Origin of the sequence: Streptomyces sp. NPDC127098, assembly GCF_042722465.1 — a bacterium.
GTDB classification, from domain to species: domain Bacteria; phylum Actinomycetota; class Actinomycetes; order Streptomycetales; family Streptomycetaceae; genus Streptomyces; species Streptomyces millisiae.
This window is the reverse complement of sequence record NZ_JBHXFJ010000002.1, coordinates 20,921-45,762: the sequence shown is the minus strand read 5'-3', so window position 1 is coordinate 45,762 and position 24,842 is coordinate 20,921. Positions and strand designations below refer to the sequence as shown.

26 protein-coding genes are annotated in these 24,842 nt (G+C 71.2%); 17 read left to right on the top strand and 9 right to left on the bottom strand.

What is annotated here, in order from left to right:
• Positions 1-6: 6 nt before the first annotated feature.
• The 3 genes from ACFWI8_RS01650 to ACFWI8_RS01640 are packed head-to-tail and all read right to left on the bottom strand — an operon-like array spanning position 7 to position 2,491.
• Positions 7-1,167, bottom strand: a complete 1,161-nt coding sequence (locus ACFWI8_RS01650; RefSeq protein ID WP_387084381.1) for an acyl-CoA dehydrogenase family protein — start codon at positions 1,165-1,167, stop codon at positions 7-9.
• A gap of 23 nt (positions 1,168-1,190) precedes the next feature.
• On the bottom strand, positions 1,191-1,475 hold the full coding sequence (locus ACFWI8_RS01645; protein WP_387084379.1) for an acyl carrier protein: 285 nt from the start codon (positions 1,473-1,475) through the stop codon (positions 1,191-1,193).
• Positions 1,475-2,491, bottom strand: coding sequence for a beta-ketoacyl-ACP synthase III (locus tag ACFWI8_RS01640; RefSeq protein ID WP_387084377.1), 1,017 nt, complete (start codon positions 2,489-2,491; stop codon positions 1,475-1,477). The genes ACFWI8_RS01645 and ACFWI8_RS01640 overlap by 1 nt, the downstream gene beginning before the upstream one ends.
• A gap of 264 nt (positions 2,492-2,755) precedes the next feature.
• Between ACFWI8_RS01640 and ACFWI8_RS01635 the strand changes: the two genes are divergently transcribed.
• The 16 genes from ACFWI8_RS01635 (at position 2,756) to ACFWI8_RS01560 (ending at position 18,690) form a co-directional block, all read left to right on the top strand.
• Positions 2,756-3,031 carry an acyl carrier protein gene (locus ACFWI8_RS01635; RefSeq protein WP_387084375.1) on the top strand — a complete coding sequence of 92 codons (276 nt, stop codon included), beginning with the start codon at positions 2,756-2,758 and terminating at the stop codon, positions 3,029-3,031.
• The gene (locus ACFWI8_RS01630; RefSeq protein WP_387084373.1) at positions 3,024-4,244 is read left to right on the top strand and encodes a beta-ketoacyl-[acyl-carrier-protein] synthase family protein; all 1,221 of its coding nucleotides are present in this window, start codon (positions 3,024-3,026) and stop codon (positions 4,242-4,244) included. Before ACFWI8_RS01635 ends, ACFWI8_RS01630 begins: the two co-directional genes overlap by 8 nt.
• Complete coding sequence (locus ACFWI8_RS01625; RefSeq protein WP_387084371.1) at positions 4,241-5,347, top strand: beta-ketoacyl synthase N-terminal-like domain-containing protein; 1,107 nt, start codon at positions 4,241-4,243, stop codon at positions 5,345-5,347. Before ACFWI8_RS01630 ends, ACFWI8_RS01625 begins: the two co-directional genes overlap by 4 nt.
• Before the next feature lie 53 nt (positions 5,348-5,400).
• Positions 5,401-6,744 carry an NAD(P)/FAD-dependent oxidoreductase gene (locus tag ACFWI8_RS01620; protein ID WP_387084369.1) on the top strand — a complete coding sequence of 448 codons (1,344 nt, stop codon included), beginning with the start codon at positions 5,401-5,403 and terminating at the stop codon, positions 6,742-6,744.
• Between the two features lie 11 nt (positions 6,745-6,755).
• Positions 6,756-8,345 carry an acyl-CoA carboxylase subunit beta gene (locus ACFWI8_RS01615; protein WP_387084367.1) on the top strand — a complete coding sequence of 530 codons (1,590 nt, stop codon included), beginning with the start codon at positions 6,756-6,758 and terminating at the stop codon, positions 8,343-8,345.
• Positions 8,346-8,380: 35 nt separating this feature from the next.
• Positions 8,381-9,067 carry a 4'-phosphopantetheinyl transferase gene (locus tag ACFWI8_RS01610; RefSeq protein WP_387084780.1) on the top strand — a complete coding sequence of 229 codons (687 nt, stop codon included), beginning with the start codon at positions 8,381-8,383 and terminating at the stop codon, positions 9,065-9,067.
• A gap of 91 nt (positions 9,068-9,158) precedes the next feature.
• On the top strand, positions 9,159-9,806 hold the full coding sequence (locus ACFWI8_RS01605; RefSeq protein ID WP_311595272.1) for a MerR family transcriptional regulator: 648 nt from the start codon (positions 9,159-9,161) through the stop codon (positions 9,804-9,806).
• 433 nt (positions 9,807-10,239) lie between these two features.
• The gene (locus tag ACFWI8_RS01600) at positions 10,240-11,712 is read left to right on the top strand and encodes an MFS transporter (RefSeq protein WP_387084365.1); all 1,473 of its coding nucleotides are present in this window, start codon (positions 10,240-10,242) and stop codon (positions 11,710-11,712) included.
• A 211-nt stretch (positions 11,713-11,923) separates the two neighbouring features.
• A complete protein-coding gene (locus ACFWI8_RS01595; protein WP_387084363.1) occupies positions 11,924-12,985 on the top strand; it encodes an SMP-30/gluconolactonase/LRE family protein in 1,062 nt (353 codons plus the stop codon).
• Positions 12,986-13,034: 49 nt separating this feature from the next.
• Entirely contained in the window at positions 13,035-13,610 is a 576-nt protein-coding gene (locus ACFWI8_RS01590; protein ID WP_387084361.1) for a TetR/AcrR family transcriptional regulator, read from the top strand.
• Between the two features lie 98 nt (positions 13,611-13,708).
• The gene (locus tag ACFWI8_RS01585; RefSeq protein ID WP_387084359.1) at positions 13,709-14,698 is read left to right on the top strand and encodes an AfsA-related hotdog domain-containing protein; all 990 of its coding nucleotides are present in this window, start codon (positions 13,709-13,711) and stop codon (positions 14,696-14,698) included.
• Positions 14,695-15,387 (top strand): HAD family hydrolase, encoded by a 693-nt coding sequence (locus ACFWI8_RS01580; RefSeq protein ID WP_387084357.1) that lies wholly within the window; start codon positions 14,695-14,697, stop codon positions 15,385-15,387. The genes ACFWI8_RS01585 and ACFWI8_RS01580 overlap by 4 nt, the downstream gene beginning before the upstream one ends.
• A gap of 2 nt (positions 15,388-15,389) precedes the next feature.
• The gene (gene fabG / locus ACFWI8_RS01575) at positions 15,390-16,094 is read left to right on the top strand and encodes a 3-oxoacyl-ACP reductase FabG (RefSeq protein ID WP_387084355.1); all 705 of its coding nucleotides are present in this window, start codon (positions 15,390-15,392) and stop codon (positions 16,092-16,094) included.
• Positions 16,095-16,170: 76 nt separating this feature from the next.
• Positions 16,171-16,614, top strand: coding sequence for an ester cyclase (locus ACFWI8_RS01570; protein WP_387084353.1), 444 nt, complete (start codon positions 16,171-16,173; stop codon positions 16,612-16,614).
• A 401-nt stretch (positions 16,615-17,015) separates the two neighbouring features.
• Positions 17,016-18,053, top strand: a complete 1,038-nt coding sequence (locus ACFWI8_RS01565) for a sensor histidine kinase (RefSeq protein ID WP_387084351.1) — start codon at positions 17,016-17,018, stop codon at positions 18,051-18,053.
• Entirely contained in the window at positions 18,040-18,690 is a 651-nt protein-coding gene (locus tag ACFWI8_RS01560) for a response regulator transcription factor (protein WP_311595285.1), read from the top strand. The genes ACFWI8_RS01565 and ACFWI8_RS01560 overlap by 14 nt, the downstream gene beginning before the upstream one ends.
• On the opposite strand, the gene ACFWI8_RS01555 is transcribed toward ACFWI8_RS01560, so the two are convergent.
• Positions 18,681-19,442 carry a BTAD domain-containing putative transcriptional regulator gene (locus tag ACFWI8_RS01555; RefSeq protein ID WP_387084349.1) on the bottom strand — a complete coding sequence of 254 codons (762 nt, stop codon included), beginning with the start codon at positions 19,440-19,442 and terminating at the stop codon, positions 18,681-18,683. The genes ACFWI8_RS01560 and ACFWI8_RS01555 overlap by 10 nt on opposite strands.
• A gap of 352 nt (positions 19,443-19,794) precedes the next feature.
• Here ACFWI8_RS01555 and ACFWI8_RS01550 point away from each other — a divergent pair, with 352 nt between their 5' ends.
• Positions 19,795-20,508: a thioesterase II family protein gene (locus ACFWI8_RS01550; protein ID WP_387084347.1), complete on the top strand. Its 714-nt coding sequence runs from the start codon at positions 19,795-19,797 to the stop codon at positions 20,506-20,508.
• A 32-nt stretch (positions 20,509-20,540) separates the two neighbouring features.
• On the opposite strand, the gene ACFWI8_RS01545 is transcribed toward ACFWI8_RS01550, so the two are convergent.
• The 5 genes from ACFWI8_RS01545 to ACFWI8_RS01525 are packed head-to-tail and all read right to left on the bottom strand — an operon-like array spanning position 20,541 to position 24,836.
• On the bottom strand, positions 20,541-21,638 hold the full coding sequence (locus tag ACFWI8_RS01545) for an SMP-30/gluconolactonase/LRE family protein (RefSeq protein WP_387084345.1): 1,098 nt from the start codon (positions 21,636-21,638) through the stop codon (positions 20,541-20,543).
• Between the two features lie 31 nt (positions 21,639-21,669).
• Complete coding sequence (locus ACFWI8_RS01540) at positions 21,670-22,905, bottom strand: 3-deoxy-7-phosphoheptulonate synthase (RefSeq protein ID WP_387084343.1); 1,236 nt, start codon at positions 22,903-22,905, stop codon at positions 21,670-21,672.
• A 49-nt stretch (positions 22,906-22,954) separates the two neighbouring features.
• A complete protein-coding gene (locus tag ACFWI8_RS01535; protein WP_387084341.1) occupies positions 22,955-24,046 on the bottom strand; it encodes an acyl-CoA synthetase in 1,092 nt (363 codons plus the stop codon).
• Positions 24,046-24,351 (bottom strand): acyl carrier protein, encoded by a 306-nt coding sequence (locus ACFWI8_RS01530; RefSeq protein WP_387084339.1) that lies wholly within the window; start codon positions 24,349-24,351, stop codon positions 24,046-24,048. Before ACFWI8_RS01530 ends, ACFWI8_RS01535 begins: the two co-directional genes overlap by 1 nt.
• Positions 24,348-24,836: a hypothetical protein gene (locus ACFWI8_RS01525; protein ID WP_387084337.1), complete on the bottom strand. Its 489-nt coding sequence runs from the start codon at positions 24,834-24,836 to the stop codon at positions 24,348-24,350. Before ACFWI8_RS01525 ends, ACFWI8_RS01530 begins: the two co-directional genes overlap by 4 nt.
• Positions 24,837-24,842: the final 6 nt, after the last annotated feature.

Here is a 24,842-nt window from a genome sequence, read left to right as displayed (position 1 = left end):
GTCCCCTCACCCGCGCCGGGAAGCGTGCCGGACGTAGCGGCCGTAGGTCAGCTCGCGCAGCACGTCGTCCCCGCCCTCGACGATCGAGATATGGCGCATGTCGCGCAGCAGCCGCTGCACCGGGTGCGCCTCCGTGTAGCCGAGGCCGCCGAAGCCCTCGGACACCGCGCTGACGATCCGCCAACCGACCTGCCCGCAGTGCATCTTGGCCATCACCGCCGACTTCAGCACGCCCTGGCCGTGGAAGGCGGCGGCCGCGTCGGGGCGGGCGTAGAGCTCGTCGTACTCGTCGGCGGCCCGCCAGCACACCGACTTCAGGCTCTCCAACTCCATCTCCAACTGCCCCATCCGGGCGGCGAAGACCGCGTTCTGAGCGAGCGGCCGGCCGCCGAGCCGTTTGCCGGCCGCATAGTCCATGGACAGGTCGCGGGCCCGCCGGGCGATGCCGATGGAGATCGCGGCCATCAGGATCCGGCTGCCGTTGAGGCCGACCTCCAGGACCCGCAGTCCGTTGCCGGTCAGCTCGTTGGCCGCCGGCACCACGCAGTCGGTGAAGGTCGCCGGATAGGTGCCGGTGCCGTGCAGCCCCGACATCGGCCAGCGCGGCCCCGGCGTGAAGCCCGGGGCGCCGGCGGGCACCAGGACCACGGAGAAGTCCCGGTGGTCCGCCGCGTTCCTGGCCAACACCAGGCAGAACCGGCCGAAGGCGAGGTTGGTGGAGAACGCCTTCTCGCCGTCGACCACGAGCCGGTCGCCGTCCCGTCGGAAGGTGGTGGCGGTCAGGGCGAGTTCGCTGCCGGCCGCCGCCTCGCTGCCCAGCGCCGCGCAGAACGTGCCGGCCTTCGCCATCTCGCCGAGGTACCGCTCAGCGACCTCGGCGGTGCCGTAGAACTCCAGCATCCGGGAGCCCAGGATCGGCAGCATCGCCGTGAAGGCGAACCCCGGGTCGTGGTAGGCGAGTCGGGCGACCAGGTCGACGGAGGCGCGCAGCGGGACCCCGGCCCCGCCGAGGCGGGCCGGCAGCCACCAGTTGGCGAGGCCGGCGGCGCGGAACTTCTCCCAGAGCGGATGGTCGTCGTCGTACACCGTGTCGGGTCCCGGCGCCGGCGCGTCCGCGAGCGTCCCGGTGACGAACGCCCGGAACTCGTCGGCGAAACCGGCCGGCACTGTGCTCTCCTCCCGCGGCCCGCTCATGCGCCCGCGTCGCCGGCCGGGCCCGCCACGGCCGGCCGGATCTCGTTGAGCACGTGGACGATGTCGCTGATGGTCTCGACGTCGTTCAGGTGCTCGTCGGATATCTTCACCTGGTACTTCTTCTCCAGGAAGACGAGGAAGTCCATCAGGTTCAGCGAATCCATCCCCAGATCGTTCTCCAGGGACGAGGCGCCGCTCACCTCGACTTCCTCCAGATCGAGGTCGAGCTGTTCGGAAAGCGCGTGGAGATCCGCGACGATCTCTCCCGAGCTGATGGTCATCAGTTATCGTCTCCCGAGTTACGCGAAATGGAGTCCGGCCACTGGAGAATGGTCGCTCCCCAGCTCGCGCCCGCGCCGAAAGCGGTCAGCAACATTCTTTCCTTGCCAGCCAGCACGCCATTGGCGCGAGCCCGGCTCAGGGCCATCGGAATGGAGGCGGCCGCGGTGTTCCCGATATCCGTGAGATCCACCAGGGACTTCTCGGCGGGCAGGCCGAGTTCCCTCGCGACCTCGTTGAGAATGCGGACGTTCGCCTGGTGCGCCACCAGCAGGTCGACGTCGTCGACCGACATCGACCGGTCGGCGAGCGCCCGCCGGCAGGTCTCCACCATCCGGGCGACCGCGTGCCGGTAGGTGGCCCGCCCGTCCATCCGCAGGTACGGGTCGTGCGGGTCCTCCCCGGCGGCCCGCGGGAGGGCGCTGCCGCCGGACCGCACGTGGGCCAGGGCCCACAGGTTGCCGTCGGAGCCCAGGTGCACCCGCCCGACGGCGCCCAGCTCGTCCGGGTCGCCGGCCCGCAGCACCATCGCCGCGGCGCCGTCCCCGAAGATCGGGGCGGTGCCCCGGTCGCCCGGATGGATGATCGACGAGTACTTCTCGGCCCCGACCAGCAGCACGGCGCGGGCGTTGCCCGTGCTGATCAGGCCGGACGCCACGCCGAGGCCGGCCAGGAAGCCGGTGCAGGCCGAGTTCACGTCGAACGAGCCGGCGCCCGCGAGACCCAGTTCGCTGGCCACCACGGGCGCCGTCGCCGGGCACTTCATGTCCGGCGTGGTGGTGGCCACGATCACCAGGTCGACGTCCCCGACCGTGGCCTCGGCGAGGGCGGCGCGTCCCGCCCTGACGCCGAGCACCGAGGTGGGTTCGTCGTCGCCGGCCCTGGCGCGGGCCCTGATCCCGGTCCTGGTCCTGATCCACTCGTCGCTGGTGTCCATCCGCAGCGCCAACTCGTCGTTGGTCTCCCGACCTGCGGGCAGATAGTGGCCGATGGCATCGATAACCGCGGCGCGAGCCATGCTGATCCCCTCGCTCATAAGGCGGCACATCACTGCGGTAATTGCTACCGGCCGCACATCAAAGGAGTATCAATCGCGCATACAGTTCCCGTCAGTCGGCCCGGAATTCCGCCCGCGACGTGACGCAGGTAACTCCGGCCCATCTCCGGTGGTACCACTTTAGGGGAAGTCGGGTGGAACTTAAGGGGGCATCGGTTGCGCCGCGCCACGGCCGGTCGCTTAACTCGAATCGTCTCCACCGACCCCGAGACCGAGGAGTGTCCGGTGACCCAGGATGCCGCCCAGGCCGTGTCGCAGCTGCACACCGCCGTCCGCTCGATCGTCGCCGAAGAGCTGGAAATCGAGCCGGAAGAACTCACCGAGAGCGCCAACTTCGAAGAGGAATACGAGGCGGACTCCCTCTCGTTGCTGGCGATCGTGGCCCGTTTCGAGCACGAGTTGGACGTCACCATTCCGTCCGACCGCGTCGGCGAGATGGTCAGTCTGGAAATGGTCCTCAAGCTCGTGACCGAGCACCGCGGAGCGGGCAGTGATGTCTGAGCCGAACACCCGGCGCGTGGCGGTCACGGGTCTCGGCGTCGTCAGCAGCGTCGGAATCGGGGTGGAGCCGTTCACCGAGTCCATCAAGGCCGGTCGCAGCGGGATATCCCCGATCAGCAGCTTCGACGCCAGCGGCTACGACAAGCGCAACGCCGGCGAGGTCAAGGACTTCGACCCCGGCGCGATCCTGGAACGCCTCGACCCCGAGGACTGGGGCCGCAGCGGCCAGTTCGCCGCCTCCGCCGCGCGGCTCGCCGTCCGTGACGCGGGCATCGACCCCGAACTGCTCAGCGCCTCCGCCACCGGCTCCGCCATGGGCACCGCCAGCGGCGAGCCGCGGGTGATGTACGGCATCGCCGAGCAGTGGTCGAGGACCGGCGGCGACGAGTTCGGCCCCGGCCCGGTGGGCAGCGCGCCCGCCAACCGACTGGCCGGCGCCGTCAACAGCGAACTCGGCCTCACCGGCGAGGCCGTCACCTTCGGCACCGCCTGCTCGGCCAGCAACTACACGCTGGGCTACGGCTACGACCTGGTCCGCACCGGGGAGGCCGACTTCTTCCTGGCCGGCGGCGCCGACTCGGTCAGCCGCTACACCCACCTCGGCTTCTCGCTCATCGGCATCATCTCCGAGATCCTGCGTCCCTTCGACAGCAAGCGCTCCGGCATCGTCACCGCGGAGGGCGGCGTCTGCCTCCTGCTGGAGCCGCTGGAGCACGCCGTCGCGCGCGGCGCCCGGATCTACGCCGAGATGCTGGGCTACGGCGTCAACTGCGACGCCAAGCACATGACCCAGCCCGACGTCCCCACCATCACCTCCTGCATCCAGGCGGCGCACACCTCCGCCGGCGTCAAGCCACAGGAGATCGACTACATCTGCGCCCACGGCACCGGCACCCCGGCCAGCGACGCCGCCGAAGTCGCCGCGGCCCGCGCCGTGTTCGGCGACGACGTGCCGCCGATCAGCTCCATCAAGTCGATGCTGGGCCACACCATGGGCGCCGCCAGCGGCCTGGGCGCGGTGATCTGCTGCAAGGCGCTGGAGGAGGGCTTCCTGCCCCCGACCGCCACGCTGCGCGAGACCGACCCCGAGCTCGGCCCCGGCATCGACTTCGTGCCGGGCGTGGCCAAACCGGCCAACCTCAACATCGTCGAGAACCACGGCTTCGCCTTCGGCGGCAACAACGCCATCACCGTCTTCGGGAGGGTCAAGTGACCACGTCGGTCCTGGACCCGGTCGCCATCACCGGCTGCGGCGTGGTCTCCCCTGCGGGCGCCGGGCTCGACGCCCTGCGCGCGCTGCTCGACGGCGAGACCACGGCCAACGCCACGCCCGTCGCCGAGGACGCGGAGGCGCTGCCGCCGGTCGCCGTGCGCACCGTCCCCGAGATCCGCCTCGCCGACTACGTCGGCCGCAAGGGCACCCGCCGGCTCGACCGCATGATCGGCTTCACCCTGATCGCCACCCGGCTCGCCCTGGAGTCCGCCGGCGGCGCCGACGACGACGCGCTGCGCGCCAGGACCGGCGTGGCCGTCGGCACCACCACGGGCAGCGTGCGCAGCGTCTACGAGCTCGCCCACTCCATCTTCCGGCCCGAGGTCGGCTACGTGCCCTCCCGGTTCCCCAACTCCGTGATGAACTCCTGCGCCGGACAGGTCGCCGTCTGGAACGCCTTCCAGGGCGTCAACTCCACCCTGGCCAACGGGCACGCGTCGAGCGCGTCGGCGCTGCGCTACGCCCGCAACGCCATCCGCTTCGGCCACGCCACCCGGGTGTTCGTGGGCGGCGTGGAGGAGCTGAGCCCGCAGGTGGCCTGGGGCTGGCACAAGTCGGGCACGCTCACCCAGGACGCCCTGCTCGGCGAGGGCTGCGCGATGCTGGTCGCCGAGGACCCCGCGCGGGTCGGCGACCGCGAGGTGCTGGCCGAACTGCTCGGCGCCGAGGTCGGCTACTTCGACCCGCGCGACCGCCGGATCACCCCGGCCCGCGGCCTCGCCCGCTGCGTCACCCGGCTGCTGGAGCGCGCCGGACTGACGGCGGGCGACGTGGACCTCGTCTCGCCCGGCGCCGCCAGCCAGCACGGCGCCCGCGCCGTCGAGGAGTACGGGCTGCGGCTCGCGCTCGGCGAACTGCCGGCCGCCGTCCGGGTCTCCGAGGCGGTCGGCGACTGCTACAGCGCCAGCGGTGCCCTCCAGGCGGCCGCGGTGCTCGCCCGCTGGTCGGGAGGCTCCCACCCAGGTGAGCGGCACGCCCTGGTCACCTCGCTCGGCACCGACGGCTCCGTCGGCTGCTTCCTGCTGCGCCGCCCGGCCGCGTAGCCGGCACCGCCCCACGCGCCACACCGGACCAAGTCAACGAGAACAGGTGGATCATGAAGACCGATTTCGACGTGATCATCGTCGGCGGCGGCCCCGCCGGCTCCTCCGCGGCCTCCTACCTGGCCAAGGAGGGCCTCTCGGTCGCCGTCTTCGAGAGCGAGATGTTCCCGCGGCCGCACGTCGGCGAGTCCCTGGTGCCGGCCACCACCCGGGTGCTGCTGGAGACCGGCGTGATGCCGAAGATCGAGGAGGCCAACTTCCCCAAGAAGTACGGCGCCACCTGGACCACGCCGAGCAAGCACGCCGTGATGAACCAGCCCTCGCTCTCGATGGACTTCGCCGTCGACGGGCACGCCGAGGTCAGGTTCGGCGAGCGGGCCCAGGAGGGCGTGGACCGCGACTACACGTACCACGTCGACCGCGGCAAGTTCGACCTGATCCTGCTGAAGCACGCCGAGGAGCTGGGCGCGAAGGTCTTCCAGGGCGTCCGGGTGTCCAAGGTCGACTTCGACGACCCCGAGCAGGTCACGGTGACCGTCAGGATCGGCCCCAGGTCGACCGACTTCACCGCGAAGGTGGTGGTCGACGCCTCCGGGCGGCAGACCCTGATCGGCAGGCAGCAGAAGATCAAGATCGGCGACCCGCACTTCGACCAGTACGCCGTCCACACCTGGTTCGACGGGCTCGACCGGGGCGCGCTCTGCCAGGACCCCAAGGAAGTCGATCACATCCAGATCCACTTCCTGCCGATGAACGACACCTGGGTCTGGCAGATCCCGATCACCGACACCATCACCAGCATCGGCGTGGTGACCCAGAAGAAGCAGTTCGCCGAGCTCAACGCGGACCGCGAGAAGTTCTTCTGGAAGTTCGTCGGCACCCGGCGCGACCTGACCGAGGAGCTGAAGAAGTGCGAGCGGGTGCGGCCGTTCCGCGCGGAGGGCGACTACAGCTACTCCATGGAGCAGGTCGCCGGTGACCGCTACGTGCTGATCGGCGACGCCGCCCGGTTCGTCGACCCGATCTTCTCCAGCGGCGTCAGCATCGCGATGAACACCGCCCGACTGGCCACCCGCGACATCATCGCGGCGGCCAAGGACGACAAGTTCGACCGGTCGCGGTTCGCCGAGTACGAGCGCCTGCAGTCGATGGGCACCCGCAACTGGTACGAGTTCATCCAGATCTACTACCGGCTCAACATCCTCTTCGCCGAGTTCGTCCAGGACCCCAAGTTCCGGATCGACGTGCTCCAGCTGCTCCAGGGCGACATGTACGAGGAGAGCCCCAAGGCGCTGGTCGCCATGCGCGAGTCGATCAGGGAGGTGGAGAACGACCCGGGTCACGTCTGGTACCCGTACCTCTCCAACCTCAGGACCAGCGTCCCCACCAACGCCTAGGGAGGCGGGCGTTGACCGGAGATGTCGCCGCACCGTCCGTGCCCGAGGCGCCCGACGTGCGGGACCGAGTCGCCGAACTCCGCCAGATCAGGACGGAGAACGGCAAGGGCATCAGCCAGCGGGCCACCGACAACCAGCGGGCCAAGGGCAAGCTCACCGTCGACGAGCGGCTCGCGCTGCTCTTCGACAAGGGCACCTTCAGCGAGATCGAGCCGCTCCGCAGACACCGGGCCACCGGCTTCGGCCTGGAACGGCAACGCCCCTACACCGACGGGGTGGTGACCGGCTGGGGCCTGGTGCACGGCCGCACGGTCTTCGCCTACGCCCATGACTTCCGCATCTTCGGCGGCTCGCTCGGCGAGTCGCACGCGGAGAAGATCCACAAGATCATGGACATGGCCGAGACCGCGGGCGCCCCGCTGGTCAGCCTCAGCGACGGCGCCGGGGCCCGTATCCAGGAAGGCGTCATGGCGCTCGCCGGCTACGGCGGCATCTTCCGGCGCAACGTCGCCGCCTCCGGCGTCATCCCGCAGATCAGCGTGATCCTGGGGCCCTGCGCCGGCGGCGCCGCCTACTCGCCGGCGCTCACCGACTTCGTGTTCATGGTCCGCGGGATGTCGCAGATGTACATCACCGGGCCCGACGTGGTGAAGGCGGTGACCGGCGAGTCCGTCTCCCACGAGGAACTCGGCGGCGCCGCCACCCACGCCAGGATGTCAGGGGTGGCCTCCTTCGTGCACGACACCGAGGCCGAGTGCCTGGAGGAGGTGCGCTACCTGCTGTCCCTGCTGCCGGCCAACAACCGGGAGCGGCCGCCGGTGGTGCCCACGGACGACCCGGCCGAGCGGCGCGGTGAGGCGCTGCTCGACCTGGTGCCGGCCGACCCGCGCCGCTCCTACGACATGCGGGCCGTCATCGAGGAGATCGCGGACCACGGCGAGTTCTTTGAGGTGCACGCCCAGTGGGCGGGCAACATCCTGTGCGGCTTCGTCAGGCTCGCGGGCCAGACGGTCGGTCTGGTGGCCAACCAGCCCAACTCGTTCGCCGGGGTGCTCGACAGCCGGGCGAGCGAGAAGGCCGCCAACTTCATCGAGTTCTGCGACGCGTTCAACATCCCGCTGGTCACGCTGGTCGACGTGCCCGGCTTCCTGCCGGGCAAGGACCAGGAGCAGAACGGGATCATCAGGCACGGCGCCAAGCTGCTGTACGCCTACTGCAACGCCACCGTGCCGCGGATCTCGGTGATCCTGCGGAAGGCGTACGGCGGCGCCTACATCGTGATGGACTCCCGCTCCATCGGCACCGACCTGGCCTTCGCCTGGCCGATCAACGAGGTGGCGGTGATGGGCGCCGAGGGCGCGGCCAACGTGATCTTCCGGCGGGAGATCGCGGCATCCGACGACCCGGAGGCCACCAGGGCCCGGGTGGTGAGGGAGTACAAGGCGGAGCTGATGCACCCGTACTACGCGGCCGAGCGCGGCCTGGTGGACGACGTCATCGACCCCGCCGAGACCCGCTCGGTGCTGATCAGGTCGCTGGCCATGCTGCGCGCCAAGAAGGCCCACCTGCCCGAGCGCAAGCACGGCACGACGCCCGTGTAGGGCCTGAGCGGGGGAGCGAGAGGAGTCGCCGGATGTTGCTCGAGCCGATCCTGCCGCCCTGGGTGGCGGTCGCCGAGGCGTTCGGCGACCCGCCGGAGGCGGCGCTCCTGCCCGCGGAGGAGGCCGTCGTCGCGCGGGCCGCCACGCGGCGGCGGCTGGCGTTCACCACCGCCAGGCACTGCGCGCGGCTGGCCATGGGCCGGCTCGGGCTGCCGCCGGCGGCGATCCTGCCGGGGGCGCGCGGCGCCCCGGGCTGGCCCCCCGGCGTCACGGGGTCGATCACCCACACCACCGGCTACCGGGCGGCGGCGCTCTCGCGCGAGGCGTTGGCCGTCGGGGTGGACGCGGAGCCGCACGGGCCGCTGCCGGCGGGCGTGCTGGCGCGGATCGCCACGGCCGCCGAGGCGGCCGCGCTGCGCCGGCTGCCGCCCGGCACGCACTGGGACCGGATGCTGTTCAGCGCCAAGGAGAGCGTCTACAAGGCGTGGTTCCCGCTCACCGGGCGCCAACTCGGCTTCCACCAGGCCGAGATCTTCTTCGAACCGGACACAAGGTCGTTTTCGGTCGGGTTCCTGGTGCCGGCGCCCGAGGTGGGCGAGGCAGGGGCGGCGGGATTCCGGGGGCGGTTCGCGGTCGGTCGCGGATTGCTGGCGACCGCCGTCGCCGTTCCCGACGGGCGCACGCGTCACGCGGTGCTCACGAGCGCGATTCGGGCCCGATAAAGGTGAATTCACGCGCCTTGGCCGGCGCTTCACACCACGGGATCGAGAGCGCTCTCTACGGAGGATTCGCCGGGTGGCTTATGCTGAGGGAATGCGTATTGGAGAGCTGGCGCAGCGAACCGGAGTTTCGGTTCCGACGATCAAGTACTACGCCAGGGAAGGGATGCTTCCCGCGGGCGAGCGCACCAGCCCGAACCAGGTGCGCTACGACGAGTCCCATGTGCGCCGGCTCAAGCTGATCCGCGCCATGCTCGAGGTGGGCGGCCTGTCCATCGCGGCGGCCCGCGAGGTGCTGGCCGAGGTCGACTCGCCGGGCGGCACCGTGCACGACATGCTGGGCGTCGCCCAACTGGCCGTCAGCCGGGCCGCGGCCGAGCGAGGCACCGCGGAGGAGCGGATGCTGGCCGAGCGGGAGGTGGCGGAGCTGGCCCGCCGGCACGGGTGGAACCCGGCGAAGGCCGGGAAGAACCCGGGCTGGGCGATGCTGGTCCAGATCGTCACCACCTACCGTGACCTGGGCCAGGGGGAGATGCTGGTACTGCTCGACCGCTACGCGGAGGCGGCCAGCGAGTTGGCGGCCGCCGAGCTCGCGGTGGTGGGGGAGATGGCCGGCACGGACGGCAAGATCGAGGGCGTGGTGCTGGGCACCGTGCTGGGGGACGCGGCGATGGCCGCGCTGCGCAGGATCGCCCAGGAGGACACCTCCCAGCGGGTCACGGCGCGGGCCGAGTCCGCCTGAGCCGCTCGCTCGCCCCGCTCCAGGGCCCCTGACCCTCCGTCCGGCGACGGTCCGTCAGGGGCCTTCCTGTTGCCGGGAGTTCTTGGTGAGTTCTTGGCAGGGAGCCCCCGCCAAGAGGTGATAGTGACGGTATCGATAGTGTAGAGTGTAGCTCGTTGAGGGTGGCGAACGCCCACGGCGCCGGTCCGTGGGGGTGGCCATCCGGACGCCGGCACGCTCACGCCCATGCGCGCCTCGACGGAGTCGCGCGGGGCCCAACCAAGCGTCGGAAAACGCACGCCGCTTGGCCGTCCTGACATTCTTCCTGTGCGCGGTTCTCGCGATTTCCGCCGGGCGAAGGAGACGCCGTCGTTTCTCTTCCTCAGGGCTTCCGCAGGAAAGTCATCCAGCTCAGAAAAGTCACCCAGCGCAGAGAAAGAAACGGGAGACAGGAATGACAAGCAAGAGCCCTGGGGTGCTGTGGGCGCTCCTGGCGGCCTCGCTCCCCATGTTCATGGGGTCCCTGGACAACCTGGTCGTCACCACCGCCCTGGCCACCATCGCCGAGGACTTCGACACCACCCAGGCCGAGCTCCAGTGGGTGGTCAACGGCTACACGCTGCCGTTCTCGGGCGCGTTGCTGGCCGGAGCCGTGCTCGGCGACCGCATCGGACGGCGTCGCGTCTTCCTGTGGGGCATCGGCTCCTTCACGGTCGCCTCGGCCTTCTGCGCGATGGCCGATTCCGTGGGGTGGCTGGTCGCCGCCCGGGTCCTCCAGGGCGCCGGCGCCGGCCTCATCCTGCCGGTCTCGCTGACGCTCGCGGTGGCCGCGGTCAGTCGTGAGCAGCGCAACATGGCGGTCGGCGTCTGGGGCGCGGTCAACGGCATCGGCATCGCCGTCGGCCCGCTGGCCGGCGGCCTGGTGACCGAGGGCCTCGACTGGAGCTGGATCTTCTGGATCAACGTGCCGGTCGGCCTGATCGCCTTCCCCCTGGCGATGTGGGCCATCCGGGAGAGCCGGGGCGACGACCGCAGTCTCAACGTCACCAGCCTGGTCCTGGTCGTCGGCGCCGTCGTCGTCGCCGTCTGGGGCATCGTGCAGGCGGCCGACCACGGCTGGGGCGAGACCAACGCCGTCGTCGCGCTGGTCGCCGCGGCCGTGCTGCTGATCGGCTACATCGTCCACGAACGGCGCGCCCAACAGCCGCTGATCCCGCTGCGCATGTACCGGATCCCGGCCTTCATGCTCAGCAACGCCGTCGCCTTCACCATGTACTTCGGTGTCTTCGGCTCGATCTTCTTCCTGGCCCAGTTCCTCCAGGGACCCATGGGCTACGGCCCGCTCGAAGCCGGCCTGCGGACTCTTCCCTGGACGGCGGCGCCCATGGTGGCGGTGCCCATCGTGAGCGCGCTGGTGGACCGGTTCGGCGGCGGGATCCTGCAGGCGATCGGCTCGGGCCTCCAGGCCGTGGCGCTCGCCTGGATCGCGCTCGTCGCCGAACCGGACCTGTCCTACGGCGCGATGATCGCCCCCATGATCCTGGCCGGCATCGGCATGGGCATGGTCTTCGCGGCCAACCCGGCCACCGTCATCGGCTCGGTGCGCGACGCCGAGCACAACAAGGCGTCCGGCGTGAACAACACCGTCCGCGAGTTCGGCGGCGCACTCGGCATCGCCGTGCTCACCACCATCTTCACCCACGGCTTCGACGGCCACCCGATCGCGGGCCCGGAGGACGCCGGCGAGGCGTTCGTCGCCGGCCTCGAGCCCGCCCTGTGGTTCGGCGTCGCCGTGGTCGCGCTCGGCGCCGTCCTCGGCCTGTTCATCCGGCACGGCGGCGGCGCCGGGACCCCGCCGCCCGCCGAGGGCTCGGCGGCCGAGCGGGGCCTGCCGGAACAGGGGCTCACCGTCACCGAGTCGCGCTGACTCGCGGCCGGCCCTCGAATACCACTACCCCGCCCCCGCGCGTCCGGGGGGTGACCGTCCCCGCGGCACCCCCCGGGCGTGGCCCCCACCGGCCGATCACCAGTCGACGCGTGTCACCTCCGAGTCCCGGTGCCAGGTTGCCATGTACCTGCCAGCCCACCGGGCGGCGGTGCGCGAGCCGCCACGACTTCGCCAAGAGGAGCCACCAGCCATGACCACCCCAGGAACCCGCCGCGGCCACCGCGCCGCCCTCGCCCTCTGCGCCAGCGGACTGCTGCTCACCGCGCTCCAGGTGCCGGCCACCGCCGTCGGCCACCAGGGCCCCGACCGCCACGCCCACGGGCGGCACTGCCCGGACGACGAACTGCCCGCGGCTGTCACCGCCGTCTCGCCCGAGCTGTACCCCGAGGGCGTCGCCTGGGACCCGACCCGGGACGCCTTCCTGGTCACCTCGTCGCGGCAGGGGAACGTCTCCGTCGTCACCCCAGACGGCGAGGTCAGCGAGCTCACCCCGAGCATCGGTCTTGTCTCCACCCTCGGCATCAAGGTCGACACCCGCAGGAACCGGATCATCGTCAGCTACACCGACTACTGGGTCAGGCGGATGCTGCCCGTCGAGCAGCCGCCCACCTCCGGCGTCGCCATCATCGACCTCACCACCGGACGGCTGCTGCGGAAGGTCGACACCGGACAGGGCCGCGAGAACTCCTTCGCCAACGACCTGGCCTACGACACCCGCACCGGCACGGTCTACGTCAGCGACTCCGTCTCCGCCACCATCCAGCGGATCGACACCAGGGGCCGGGTCAGCGACCTGGTGACCGACGAGCGCTTCGCCGCCGAGTTCATCGGCCTCAACGGCATCGCCTGGCACCCCGACGGCTACCTGCTCACCACCCGCTACGACACCGGCGAGATGTTCCGGGTCACCCTGCGCGGCGAGCCCCGCGTCACCCGGGTCGAGGTCCCCCAGTCCCTGGTCGGCGTCGACGGCATCACGCTGCGCTCCGACGGCACGCTGCTGGCCGTCCAGAACGAGCTCGGCGCCGGCCTCGGCATGGAGCGCGGCGACACCGCCGTCACCGCCCTCGCCTCGCGCGACGGCTGGCGCACCGCCCAGGTCGTCGACCGCACCGACCCCTGGGCCTTCCCCGCGCCCACCACGATCGCCGAGACCCCCGGCGGCGCCTACGCCGTCAGCGGCCAGGTCGACGTGCTGATGGGCGGCGTCGGCACCGCCGACACCTTCTGGCTCCAGCGCGCCGGGTTCTGAACCAGCGCCGGCCCGTGGCCGGTCCCATCCGGCCGAAGGAGGAGGCCGCATGGCACGAACGACCGCCAGGGAAAGACGCGACCGCGTTCTCAGGGCGGCAGTCAGGGAGTTCTCCAGGGGCGGATACCACGGCACCACGACCGCTGTTATAGCCAGGCGTGTCGGCGTGTCTCTGCCCTGTCTTTCCCGGCTCTTTCCCACCAAACAGTCACTCTTTCTGGAGGTGGTGAACCTTTGCCTCGCCGAGATCCGCACCACATTGCTCGAAGCGGCCGCTTCGGCCCCTGCCGAAGAACGGCACCGCGCCATGGCCGAGGCGTACCGGCGGCTCATCTCGGACCCGGAGAAGTTGCTCATGCAACTCCAGGTGTACGTCTCGGTCGCCACCGCGGAAGTAAGCGGTGACCTGCGGCTCGGTGCGGCGATCCGGGAGCGCTGGATGCAGCTGTGGGACGACTCGCACATCGTCCTGAGCGCCGACGGAGGGGAAACCACGTACTTCATCGCGCACGGCATGCTGATCAATGCCCTGATGGCGATGGGATTTCCCGCGACCCATCGGGTGTGGTCGGGTTTCGAGTTGCTCGACACCCCACTCGCGCGAGCGGCCCCCGGTCACCCGTAACAGTCGTCGACGACGGCTTTTATGCGTGCTGTATCTGTGGTTGACGGCATTCCGTGAGACTCGTAGGCGACCATTTCCGAGAAATCGAGGGACGGGTAATGACCACGCATGGGGACCCGGAACCGGACCCAGATTCCTCCGAGCCACGCCACGAACGCACCCTGGACCGCGCGCTGGTCCACAAGGCCGCGGTCTCCGAGGTGTTCGTCACCGACGTCAGACCCACCGGCGAGCGGACGGTGCGCACGGCCGTTCAACTGCCCCTCGTCCACGCCTACTACAACGACCACGTGCAGTCGCCCGCCACCCACGACGCGCTGCTGTTGCTGGAGGCCGGCCGGCAGGCGGCCATCGCCGGCACCCACGCCCACATGCGGTTCGACCACGACACCACGATGATCGTGGACCGCTTCACCTTCGCCCTCGACGACCTGAAGGCGCTGGTGATCGGCCCCCAGCCGGGCAGCGTGCTGATCGACACCGAGTACATCGGCGAGCCCAACAGGGCCGGCCGCTACCGCAAGGGCAGGGTGGCCCAGCGGTACCTGGTGGGCGGCGAGCCGGTCGGCGAGCACGTGATGGACGTGCTCTTCCTGCGGCACCGGGAGAACGACGCCCTGCGCCGCGCCCAGCGGGGCACGCCCGCCCCGCTGACCTCCGACTACGAGGACGCGCGGCCCGGCGACGACCCGCGGCGGGTGGCGCCGGAGCGCGTCGGTCGGGTGCACCCGCTGAACGTGGTGCTCGCCGGCGAACTGGTCGACGAGGCAGGCGTCAGCGCGGAGTTCACGCCCAGCTTCCGCAACCGGTCGCTCTTCGACCACGTCTACGACCACCTCCCGGCCATGACGCTGGTCGAGGGGGCCAGGCAGCTGGCCCTGCTGAGCCTCGACGCGCCGCGCACCACCCACACCGTGGGGATCGCCGCGCACTTCGCGCGCTTCGCCGAACTCGACGACACCGTCCGGCTCTCGGCCCCCCGCCCCGGGCCGCCCGACGAGGAGGGGCGCGTCACCCTCCCGGTCACCTTCCACCAGAACGGCGCCGAGATCGCCTCGGTCACGATGACGATGGGGAGCCTCCTGTGAGCGGAGCGAGCGGCCGGAACGGCGTGAACGGCGTGGACCGGTTCGGTGGTGAACGGATCGCGGTGTGGACCGACTTCGGCGGTGTCCTCACCCCGCCCCTCTCCCACACCATGGCCGTCTTCTGCGCCCGGGTCGGGGTGCGTCCCGAGATCCTGAACGAGGCGCTGGGCAAGGTCACGGCCCGCTACGGCACCGAGGACGTGATGCTGCCGATCGACACCCCGCTGGTCACCGAGGCGGAGTGGCTGGCGGAGATCGGAGAGGTGCTGGCCGCCGACCACGGGATCACGCTGCGGCTGACCACCCTGGCCGACATCTGGTTCGACGGGCGGGAGACCAACCACGCCTGGGTCGACGCGCTGCGCGCGGCCCGCGGGCGCGGCGCGTTCGTCGGGATGCTGTCCAACATGGTGCCGACCTGGGACGCCCACTGGCGCCGGATGGTCGATCCGGCCGAGCTCTTCGACGACGTGCTGCTCTCCTTCGAGGTCGGGCACCGCAAGCCGTCGCCCGAGATGTTCGCGCTGGCCGCCGAGCGGGCCGGGGTGCCGCCCGAGCGGTGCCTGCTCGTCGACGACCTGGCCCACAACTGCGCCGGCGCCGAGGCGGCCGGCTGGCGCGCGCTGCACTTCACCGACCCGGCCGAGGCCGTCGCCCGGCTCGCCGAGACAGTCGACAAGGGGGTCTGAACATGAGCCGTTCGGTGCTCGTCACCGGTGGCAACCGGGGCATCGGCCTGGCCGTCGCCAGGGTGCTGGCCGAGCAGGGGGACAAGGTGGCCGTCACCCACCGCACCGGCGACCCGCCCGAGGGTCTCTTCGGGGTCCGCTGCGACGTCACCGACCGCGAGTCGGTGCGCCGGGCGGTCGCCGAGGCCAGGGTGCAGCACGGGCCCATCCAGGTCCTGGTGTCCAACGCCGGCATCACCCACGACAAGCTGCTGGTCGGGATGGCCGACGAGAACTTCCGCTCGGTGCTCGAGACCAACCTGATGGGCGCGGTCAACGTCGCCCGCGAGGTCGCGCCGGACATGATCAAGGCGCGCTGGGGGCGGATGGTGTTCATGTCCTCGACCAGCGGCCTGACCGGCGCGCCGGGACAGACCAACTACGCCGCGTCGAAGGCCGCGTTGATCGGCTTCGCGCGCTCGCTGGCCCGCGAGGTCGGGCGCCGCAAGATCACCGTGAACGTGGTGACGCCGGGGCTGATCGAGACCGACATGTCCAGGGACGTCACCCCGGTCCGGCGCGAGAACCTGCTGGGCCAGACCGCGCTGCACCGGGTGGGGACCCCGGAGGAGGTCGCGCACGCGGTGCGGTTCCTGGTCAGCGAGGGGTCCTCGTACGTCACCGGCGCGATCCTGCCGGTGGGCGGCGGCCTCGGCCTCGGCAACTGACTTCCGGCCATCCGGCCGGGACGTGTTCCAACGATCGACGACCAACCACACTGTCAGGGAAGGCAGGTTCCACGGCATGTCGGAAAGCGTGCTCGAGATCGCCCACCAGATGGGGAAGATCTTCAACGACCTCGACGAGGAGGTCGCCCACCGCCTCGTGGCCCCGGAGTTCGTCGACTACGAGGCCCCTCCCGGTACCCCCGGCGGTCCGAACGGCTACCTGGGCACGGCCCGCTGGATGAACAGCGTCTTCGCGGACGCCAACTGGGAGCACCTCGACAGCTTCGCCGAGGGCGACAAGGCCGTGCTGCGGCTGCGGTTCACCGGCACCCACGTCGGCAACTTCCTCGGCGTCGAGGCGACCGGCAACAAGGTCGACGTCGAGCACATCCACATCTACCGGGTCGAGGACGGCAAGGTCGTCGAGCACTGGGCCTGCCGTCAGGACCTCTTCCTGCTGGCCCAGCTCGGGGCCGTGAAGCTGGAGCTGCCGCCGACCGGCGGTCCGCAGCACGGCTGACCCTCCGTCCGTGACGCGCCGGCCGCCGCCGCCACCGCGGCGGCCGGTTTCGCGTGCGGGGGCCGGCGTGGCGGCGCGCCAAAACGCGCCGGCACGATCGCGGCTTTGGCGGCGATCCGGTGCGGTTGCACATTCAAGGTCAACGGCACCTCTGGTTGCATTACTGTTATTTGACCTTTCGGGCGACTCCTGGGACCGAAAACAGTATTGTTGGCCGGCGGCTGTGAAGATATTATGAAAGTGGCCTATCTCGACCGGCGTTCTGATCCGACCAATCAGTTCAACCTACGGGGGAGAGTCAGATTCTGAGTCAACCGGAACGTGAACGAGAGGCGTCCACCACGGGGTGTGTGGTGGGCGGTGGGCGGGTGAATGGCGGGGAAATACTCCCCGAGTCGTCGATGATCGACCGCCTCTACGCCCGCTACGAGGAGCGGCTGGCGTACGCCCTGCTGGAGCGCCGGGACCTGCGCGCCGAGTGGCGCAGACAGTTCGGATACGTCTTCGACGACTGTCTGCGGAGCCTGAAGGTCGGCCGCGTGGTCGTCAACGACGACAAGGTGGCGCTGGCCTCCCTGTTGGGGGTCTCGACGGCGCTCTCCGGAATCCCGCTCGACAAGCTGACGCTCGCCTGGGGCGAGATGATCGACGTTTTCCTGTCTGGGCTCACCGGGTTCGGCGCCGGCCGGCTGCTGCCGACCGGAAGGACCCAACTCGCCCTCGCGGCGATCAACAGAAGCGTCGTCGAACGCAGCCGAATATCCTCGGTCTGGTACGAGAAAGCGTTACTGAAAAAGCTCGAAGGGCTTCGCACCGCGGACCGTAAGCGTGCCGCGCGCGAACTGCACGACTGGTTCGGCAGTAACATCAGCCTAGCACTCAGGAAACTCGAACTCCATAATCTGGCAACGGAATCGAAAGAAACTTTCTCGCGGCGACACATCGAGGATCTGCACGCGATACTGGGCAATCTTTTCGAGGGGGTCAGAAGGCTTTCCTCGGGTCTACGCCTGCAGACTCCGGTGTCCAACATCGACCGCGAGCTGCGGTCCTATGTCGACGCCTACGGGCTCGACCTGACCGATGTCACCATCTTCGTCGACGGAGACGAGACGGACGTGCCGTCGCATGTCCGCGGCGAGGTGTTCCTCGTGTTGCGGGAGTGCCTGCGGAACATTTTCACGCACGCCGGCGCCGGGCAGGCACTGGTCATGCTCCAACTGTCGGCGAGCCGGGTGTGCGCCGTCGTCCAGGACGACGGCCGCGGATTCGCGTCGAGTTCCGACGCCGTCGGTCCGCGCACCGGCAGCGGCCTGATCTCCATGAAGGAACGGATCAGGGCGCTCGGCGGATCCTTCACCATCACCAGCGTGCCGATGAACGGAACACGAATCGCCTTCCTCGTGCCCCTCACGGACGGACCCCATGACCTCGTCTGACCCCATCCGCATCGTGGTCGCCGACGACCACACCCTGCTGCGCGAGACGCTCTGCGAAACCCTGCTGGTGGAGGAGGACTTCGCCGTCTGCGGGGTGGCCGGCACCGGCGACGAGGTGGTCGCCGTCACCGGCGACACCCACCCCGACGTCGTACTGCTCGACCTCGGCATGCCGCAGCACGACCCGCTGGACACCGTGGCCCGGCTCCACCGGGTGTCGCCCCGGCCCAAGGTCATCGTGCTGACCGTCCACGACCGGGCCGACCTGGTGCGCCGGCTCATCGACGCCGGGGTCGCCAGCTACCTCTCCAAACACGTCAGCCGGAAGTACCTGGTCACCACCATCCGCAGCGCCCACGAGGGCCAGGGCGTCACCATCGCGGTGCCCGGCGGCTTCACCGTCGGCGGCGGCGCCGAGCAGTCCATCGTGCTCTCCCCCAGGGAGCTCGAGGTACTCACGCTGGTGGCCGACGCGCTGAGCAACCGGCAGATCGCCACCCGCCTCTCGATCACCGAGGGCACCGTCAAGCGACATCTGCGCAACGTCTTCGAGAAGTTGGGGGCGTCCTCCCGCATGGAGGCCGTGCGCACCGCGCGGGAGGCCGCTCTCATCACCCCCGAGTCCTCCTACCTCTGATATCCGGAGGACAGAATCTGCAGGTATGTCTGGTGCAGGTCGTCGGACGGCTCTATTCCGAGCTGTTCGTCGAGGCACCGGCGGGCGTCGTGGAAACTGCGCAACGCCTCGCCGCGCCTTCCGGAGCGGTGCAGCACCTCCATGAGTTGGGCCTGAAGCCATTCGTTCAGCGGGTCGGTGGCCACCAACTCGTAGAGTTCGGGGACGAGATCCCGATGCCGGCCGCTCCGCATGTCCGCCTCGATGCGCAACTCCAGAATTCGGGCCCGCTTCTCCGCGAGATGCGCCAGATGACCGGAGAGCACAGGACCTACCGGAATTCCCTCCAGCGCGCTGCCCCGCCACACCGCGAGGGCGGCGCGAAGCCGCTCGGCGGATTCCGCGTAACGCCCGGTGTCGAACAGCGCGCGCCCCTCGCGGGCCAGCCGGTCGAACCGGCTCACGTCCAGCAGTTCGTCCGGGATCGAGAGCTGGTAGCCCATCGGCCTGGTGTGCAGCGCCACTCCGGAGGACGGCCCGGGACCCGAGGAACTCAGCACCCGCCGCAGGTTGTAGACGTGCGTCCTGATCGTCGTCGCCTCGTTGCGCGGTGGGGATCCCGACCACAACTCCTCGCTGAGCGTCTCGATCGAGACGAAGTGATTGGCCCGCAGCGCCAGCAGTCCTGTCACCTTGGCCAGCTTGAACCCGCGTACCCGACACGTCGCGGAACTGCCTATCACTTCGAGTGGGCCGAGGACGTTGAGTCGCATTATGCACCTCTGAATCCCCCGGGTGGAAAACGCCCGGCACGGTCGATGAGGACGACTCATACAAGCATGGGCGACAGACCCCTGGCGATTCCACATAAAGGTCAACCGACACTGCCTCCAAAGGAGTAGACGGCTGCCCCTGAGTGCGCATCGGGAAAACCGGGAACGGGCGACGCCCCGATGGCATCATGAGGTGTCGTACGGAGAGCGGGCAACGATACCGGGGCACCGGAAGAGGATTGGCCATGAGGCTACGCGAAGAATACGGGAGGGAGTCCCGCACATGACGGGCTCGATATTGTCGGTACTTCGTCACCAGCCCGCACCTGACCCGAAACTCACCCTTTACCTGATGCACCACGCGGGCGGCTCGCACAGCACCTTCCGGCCATGGCTGCCGCACTTCCCCGAGGACTGGGAGCTCCGGCTGGTCGTCGCGCCGGGCCGGCCCAAGGCCGCCGCGCACCCCGCCGAGCGCCGGCTGACCGTGATCAGCGACGCCCTCGCCGACCGGCTGGCGGCGGAGAACCACGGGCCCTACGCGCTGTTCGGGCACAGCATGGGCGGCCTGGTGGCCTTCGCCGCCGCCCTGGAGACCCAGCGCCGGGGCGGTCCGCCGCCCGTCTGGGTCGGCGTCTCCGGGCACCCGGGCCCGTTCTTCTCGATCACCCGCTCCGACCCGCCGCTCCACGGCCTCCCGCCGGACGGGCTGCGGCGGGCGCTGACCGACCTGGGCGGGCTGCCCGACCGGATCCTGCGCGATCCGCTGCTCTGGGAGCGCGTGCGGCCCCTGGTCACCGCCGACCTGGAGGCCGCCGAGACCTGGGAGCCGGCCACCTCGCCGGCGCCCGTGCTGCGGCGGCCGCTGTCCGCCTTCTGCGGCGAGTCCGACCCGGTGGCCGACGAGCGGGACGCCCCGCACTGGGCCCGGCACACCACCGACTTCCTCGGCGTACGCTCCTTCCCCGGCGGCCACTTCTACTTCCTCGAGGATCCGGAACCGCTGGTCAAGCGGATCGTCGACGACATCCGCTCGGTACTACCGAGCCCCGCCCCGCGCGGCTGAGGCGCGGGGCGGGGCTCGGCCGGTGCCGGGGCTCAGGGCAGCAGCCGCAGCCCCTCGATGCCGGGCAGCGTCATCCGCACCACCACCGCCGGCCCGGGGTCGCCGAGCGAGGTGCCCAGGTGCGCGGTCACGAACAGCTGGTCCATGTCGGGCCCGCCGAACGCGAAGTTGGTGATGCAGGGCGTCCGGGAGTCCAACGAGCCGAGATCCCGCCCGTACCGGTCGCGCACCCGCACCAGACCGGTGCCGAAGTGGGCCACGAACAGCCGGCCCTCGGTGTCGAAGGCCAGGCCGTCCGGCTGCGCCTCGCCGTCGGTCCAGGTGTTGGGCTGGGACGGCAGCCGGGCGAAGACCGTCGGGCGCACCGGCCGACCCGGCTCGGGGAGCGCGAACCTGATGATCCGGTTCCGTCCGCTCTCCGAGACCAGCAGTGCCCGCCCGTCGGGGCTCAGCGCCAGGCCGTTGGGGTAGTCGAGCACCCCCTCGTCCCCCTCGTCCACCACCGTCATCAACTCCGCGCGCGGATGGGGCAGGTAGTAGACCCGGCCGGGCAACCCGCCCGCGAACGGACCCGGATCGGTGACATAGGCGCCGCCGGTCCGCGGGTCGATCGCCACGTCGTTGGCGGCCCGCAGCGCCCGCCCCCGGTCGTCACGGTCGATCACCCGCAGCACCGTGCCGTCCGCGTCCAGCCAGACCACGGCCCCCGGCGGGCCCATCTGCGCCACCAGATGGGTGCCGTCCGCCAGCACCTTGTGCCCGTTGGGCGCCCGGACGGCGCGCGTCCACTCGGTCACCGCGCCGTCCATGCCGATCAGCAGGATCTCGGTGCCCTGGGTGTTGGACATGAACAGCCGCCCCGCGGCGTCGAAGACCATGCCCTCGCAGCCGTGCGGGCCCATCCTGGCCACCTCGTCCACCCGCGGCACCGGCAACAGCGGCCCCGCGGCCCGATCGTCGTCGACGGGGGACGCGGCCCGCTCACCGGCCGGCCGCCCGGCCGCCCAGGACTGGCCGGCGCCCAGCGGCGAGGCCACCCCGAGCAGGGCCCCGAGGCCGGCGGACGCCCCCAACAGGGACCGCCGGCTCGGGCTCGGCGCTCGGTCTTCCCTGGCACGTGCGATACGCATCGGCGGCTCGTTCTCCTTCGTGGACCGCGGGTCACTCATGACGGGTGTGGGACGGGGCGGCGGGCCGGGCGGTCAGCTCCGCCGCCAGCCGGACCACCTGCTCCGCCTGCTCCGGGTTGAGCCGCGGATCGCAGGCCGACTCGTAGCGGGGGAGCGGGATGGGGGAGTGCAGCTGGCCCTCGTGCGTGACGCACTCCGTCACGTCGTCCGGGGCGGTCTCCAGGTGCAGGCCGCCGGGCGGCAGTCCGTGCGCGCTCATCGCGGCGAAGAACCCCTCGACCTCGGCGAGCACGTCGTCGAGCACCCGCGTCTTCTGCCTGGCCGCCGTCTGCCTGGTGTTGCCGTGCATCGGGTCGGTGATCCAGGTGGCGTGCGCCGCCCGTGGCCCGAGCGCGGACAGCAGGGCGGGCAGCCGCTTCGGCAGCTTCTCCGCCCCCATCCGCACCACGAACGTCAGCCGGCCAGGACGCTCCTCCGGGTTCAGCCGGTCGAGCAGCGCGGCCACGTCGGCCGGCGAGGCGTCCGGGCCCAGCTTCACCCCGATCGGATTGCTGATGGAGGCCGCCAACTCCACGTGCGCGTGGTCGAGTTGCCTGGTCCGTTCGCCGATCCACAGGAAGTGCGCCGAGGACGCGTACCGCCCGCCGGCGGCGTCGGGACGGGTCAGCGCGTGCTCGTACTCCAACAGCAGCGCCTCGTGGCTGACGTAGGTGGGCGCCAGTGCGGCCCGCACGTCCCCGGTCCCCCGGGGATCGTCGGAGCCCGCCAACTCGGCGAGCGCGGAACCGGCGCAGTCGTAGGCCCGCAACAGCCGCCGCGGGTCGGGACGGCGGGCCACCTCGGTCGCCTCGACCGAGTTCACGGCGTCGCCGCGGTAGACCGGGAGCACGGTGCCGTCCGGCAGCGTCTCCCACGGGCTGGACCGCGGCTTGGCGAACTGGCCGGCGAACCGGCCGATCCGCACCACGGGCAGCTTGGTCAACGACTCGAACACGTCGGCGAGTCCGTGCAGCAACGTCGCCTTGGCGCGCACCCGGTCCGGGGTGCTGTCCTCGAACAGCTCGGCGCACTCGCCGGCCTGGATCACGAAGGCGGTACCCCGCGCCACGAAGGCCAGTTCGTCCCGCAGCGCGGCGGCGGTCCCGGCCGTCACCAGCGGGGGGCGCTCGGTCAGCTCGCCGAGCACGGTGTCCAGTTCCCCCCAGTGGGGGGCCCAGTCGGGCTGCTGAGCCGCACGGGTCGGTATCAGCAGGCGGGTGGTTGACATGCGTCCTCTCTTCTCCGGCACTGGTCGGGTGTCGGTCGGCCGATCGCTGTCAGGCGTGGGCGAGGGCCTCGCCGGACGCCGCCTCCGGTTCGCGGCGAGCGTGCGCGAGCAGGTCCCGCAGGGCTGGGATTCGGATCTTCCCGGTGGTGGTGCGCGGCAGTTCGGGCACGGTGTGCACCGCTCTCGGCCCCGGCGCCCCGGGCAGCGCCGCCCCGATGGCCGCCCTGATCCCCGGGGCGCCCGCGCCGGCCGGGCGGGCCCCGGCGGCCAGGCACACCTCGTAGTGCTCCCCCCTGACCGGGTCGGACACCGGCAGGCAGACCGTCTCGATCCCGGGGAACGCGGCCCGCACAGCGGCCTCGACCTGGTCGAGCCAGACCCGTCGTCCGTTGACCTTCACCAGCCGCGACGCGCGCCCCAGGTAGTCGAACTCCTCTGGCCCGCGCGGGCGGACGAGGTCCGCGAGCCGCCAACTCGCGGGCGGCGCCGCCATGTCGGCCCGGCGCGCGACGCGCGGGCTCGTGACCCGCAGGTGGTGGGCGCCCTCGCCGCCCGTGTCCTGGCACGGGTCGGGCAGCAGCGACACGTCCGGCAGCAGCCGCCAGGGGCCGGGGTCCGCGCCGGTCGGGGCGACCGGCCGGTGGGCCACCGCGCCGGTCTCCGTCGAACCGAGGAGGCTGACCGCGCGGAAGCCCGTGCCGGCCAGCGCCCGTACCACCTCGCTCGCGGCCTCGGTCGGCGCCGCCGAGCTGTGCAGCGCGACCACCGAGGGCAGCCGGCGCAGCGCGGGGACCAGCCGCCGCAGCAGCGGCCAGCTGGACGGCAGGCAGACCAGCAGGGTGCGGGCGGCGCCGCGCAGCGGCGGCACCGCGGTCACCTCGTGCGACCACGCCTGGTGGACCTCGACGTTCCACAGCCGGGGCAGCACCTCCCCGAAGAGGTGGCCGTAGAGGTGGTGGGTGGGGGCGAAGTTGACGATGTGGTCGAGGGTTCCTGCGGGGCCGACCACGGTGTCGGCCACCAGCTCCGCCTCGGCGCGCAGCTGGGCGTCCGTGCGACGCCAGGCCACGGGGTCGCCGGTGTGTCCCGAGGTGGTGAACTCGGCCTCGCCGTCGGGTCCTTCGACCGGTCGCGCGGCCATCAGGCCCCGCCGTCGAGTACCGCGCCGTCCTCCAGGCGCTCGCGGACGAACCGCGTCATCCGGCTGACGCTGGAGAACCAGTGCCGGACGTCGTCGGCCACGAAGTCGACCTCGACGCCGAACCTGGTCTCCACGGCCGTGACGCACTCCATGGCGGTGAGGCTGTCGTAGCGCTCGCCGAGGGCGGTGGTCAGCTCGGCGTCGTCGGCGACGCCGGCCAGCGCGTCGCCGAGCGGCACGGCGAGCGCCTCGCGGACGCCGTCGCGGATCTGCTTCTCGTCGGGCACGGTGGTGGGGGCGGTCATGCCGGGGTCTCCTCACGTCGCGCGAGCGCGCCGTCGTCGGTGGGGGCGGGCAGGTCGTCGAGGGTGTCGACGCGGCGCAGCGCGCCGTGGTCGGCCACGTAGACGTGGCCCCTCGCGGTGGGTTGCAGGTCGAGGTAGAAGAAGGCGGTGCCGGGGCCGACGCCGAGCGCGCCGGCGATCTCGGCGGCCAGCTGGTCGCGGAAGTCGGCGTCCCGGTCGACGCCGATCTGACAGACCACCGAGGCGTGGTGCAGCGGCTCCTGGGCACCGGGCCGGCCGGGCGCCGTCGGGTCGGCGGCCGGCGCGGGCAGCGCCTCCACCGGGAAGGCGCCGGCGTAGAGGCTGCCCGGCTCCTCGGTGACGAAGCGGACCACGGCGTGCGTGGGCGTGACGCCGCGTCCGGTGAGCCAGCGGGTGAGCCGGACGGCGACGGCGCGGCGTCGGCGCGCGGGCAGCTCGGGGCTGGTGATGGTGATGGTGGGCACGAGGGT

Bases quoted from the DNA above. Each gene is read 5' to 3' on its own strand.
- ACFWI8_RS01530 (WP_387084339.1), bottom strand. From the start codon at position 24,351: ATGACCGCCCCCACCACCGTGCCCGACGAGAAGCAGATCCGCGACGGC.
- ACFWI8_RS01630 (WP_387084373.1), top strand. From the start codon at position 3,024: ATGTCTGAGCCGAACACCCGGCGCGTGGCGGTCACGGGTCTCGGCGTC.
- ACFWI8_RS01540 (WP_387084343.1), bottom strand. From the start codon at position 22,905: ATGTCAACCACCCGCCTGCTGATACCGACCCGTGCGGCTCAGCAGCCC.
- ACFWI8_RS01590 (WP_387084361.1), top strand. From the start codon at position 13,035: ATGGCACGAACGACCGCCAGGGAAAGACGCGACCGCGTTCTCAGGGCG.
- ACFWI8_RS01550 (WP_387084347.1), top strand. From the start codon at position 19,795: ATGCACCACGCGGGCGGCTCGCACAGCACCTTCCGGCCATGGCTGCCG.
- ACFWI8_RS01555 (WP_387084349.1), bottom strand. From the start codon at position 19,442: ATGCGACTCAACGTCCTCGGCCCACTCGAAGTGATAGGCAGTTCCGCG.
- ACFWI8_RS01565 (WP_387084351.1), top strand. From the start codon at position 17,016: ATGATCGACCGCCTCTACGCCCGCTACGAGGAGCGGCTGGCGTACGCC.
- ACFWI8_RS01595 (WP_387084363.1), top strand. From the start codon at position 11,924: ATGACCACCCCAGGAACCCGCCGCGGCCACCGCGCCGCCCTCGCCCTC.
- ACFWI8_RS01600 (WP_387084365.1), top strand. From the start codon at position 10,240: ATGACAAGCAAGAGCCCTGGGGTGCTGTGGGCGCTCCTGGCGGCCTCG.
- ACFWI8_RS01545 (WP_387084345.1), bottom strand. From the start codon at position 21,638: ATGCGTATCGCACGTGCCAGGGAAGACCGAGCGCCGAGCCCGAGCCGG.
- ACFWI8_RS01640 (WP_387084377.1), bottom strand. From the start codon at position 2,491: ATGGCTCGCGCCGCGGTTATCGATGCCATCGGCCACTATCTGCCCGCA.
- ACFWI8_RS01535 (WP_387084341.1), bottom strand. From the start codon at position 24,046: ATGGCCGCGCGACCGGTCGAAGGACCCGACGGCGAGGCCGAGTTCACC.
- ACFWI8_RS01570 (WP_387084353.1), top strand. From the start codon at position 16,171: ATGTCGGAAAGCGTGCTCGAGATCGCCCACCAGATGGGGAAGATCTTC.
- ACFWI8_RS01605 (WP_311595272.1), top strand. From the start codon at position 9,159: ATGCGTATTGGAGAGCTGGCGCAGCGAACCGGAGTTTCGGTTCCGACG.
- ACFWI8_RS01620 (WP_387084369.1), top strand. From the start codon at position 5,401: ATGAAGACCGATTTCGACGTGATCATCGTCGGCGGCGGCCCCGCCGGC.
- ACFWI8_RS01645 (WP_387084379.1), bottom strand. From the start codon at position 1,475: ATGACCATCAGCTCGGGAGAGATCGTCGCGGATCTCCACGCGCTTTCC.
- ACFWI8_RS01585 (WP_387084359.1), top strand. From the start codon at position 13,709: ATGACCACGCATGGGGACCCGGAACCGGACCCAGATTCCTCCGAGCCA.
- fabG (WP_387084355.1), top strand. From the start codon at position 15,390: ATGAGCCGTTCGGTGCTCGTCACCGGTGGCAACCGGGGCATCGGCCTG.
- ACFWI8_RS01560 (WP_311595285.1), top strand. From the start codon at position 18,040: ATGACCTCGTCTGACCCCATCCGCATCGTGGTCGCCGACGACCACACC.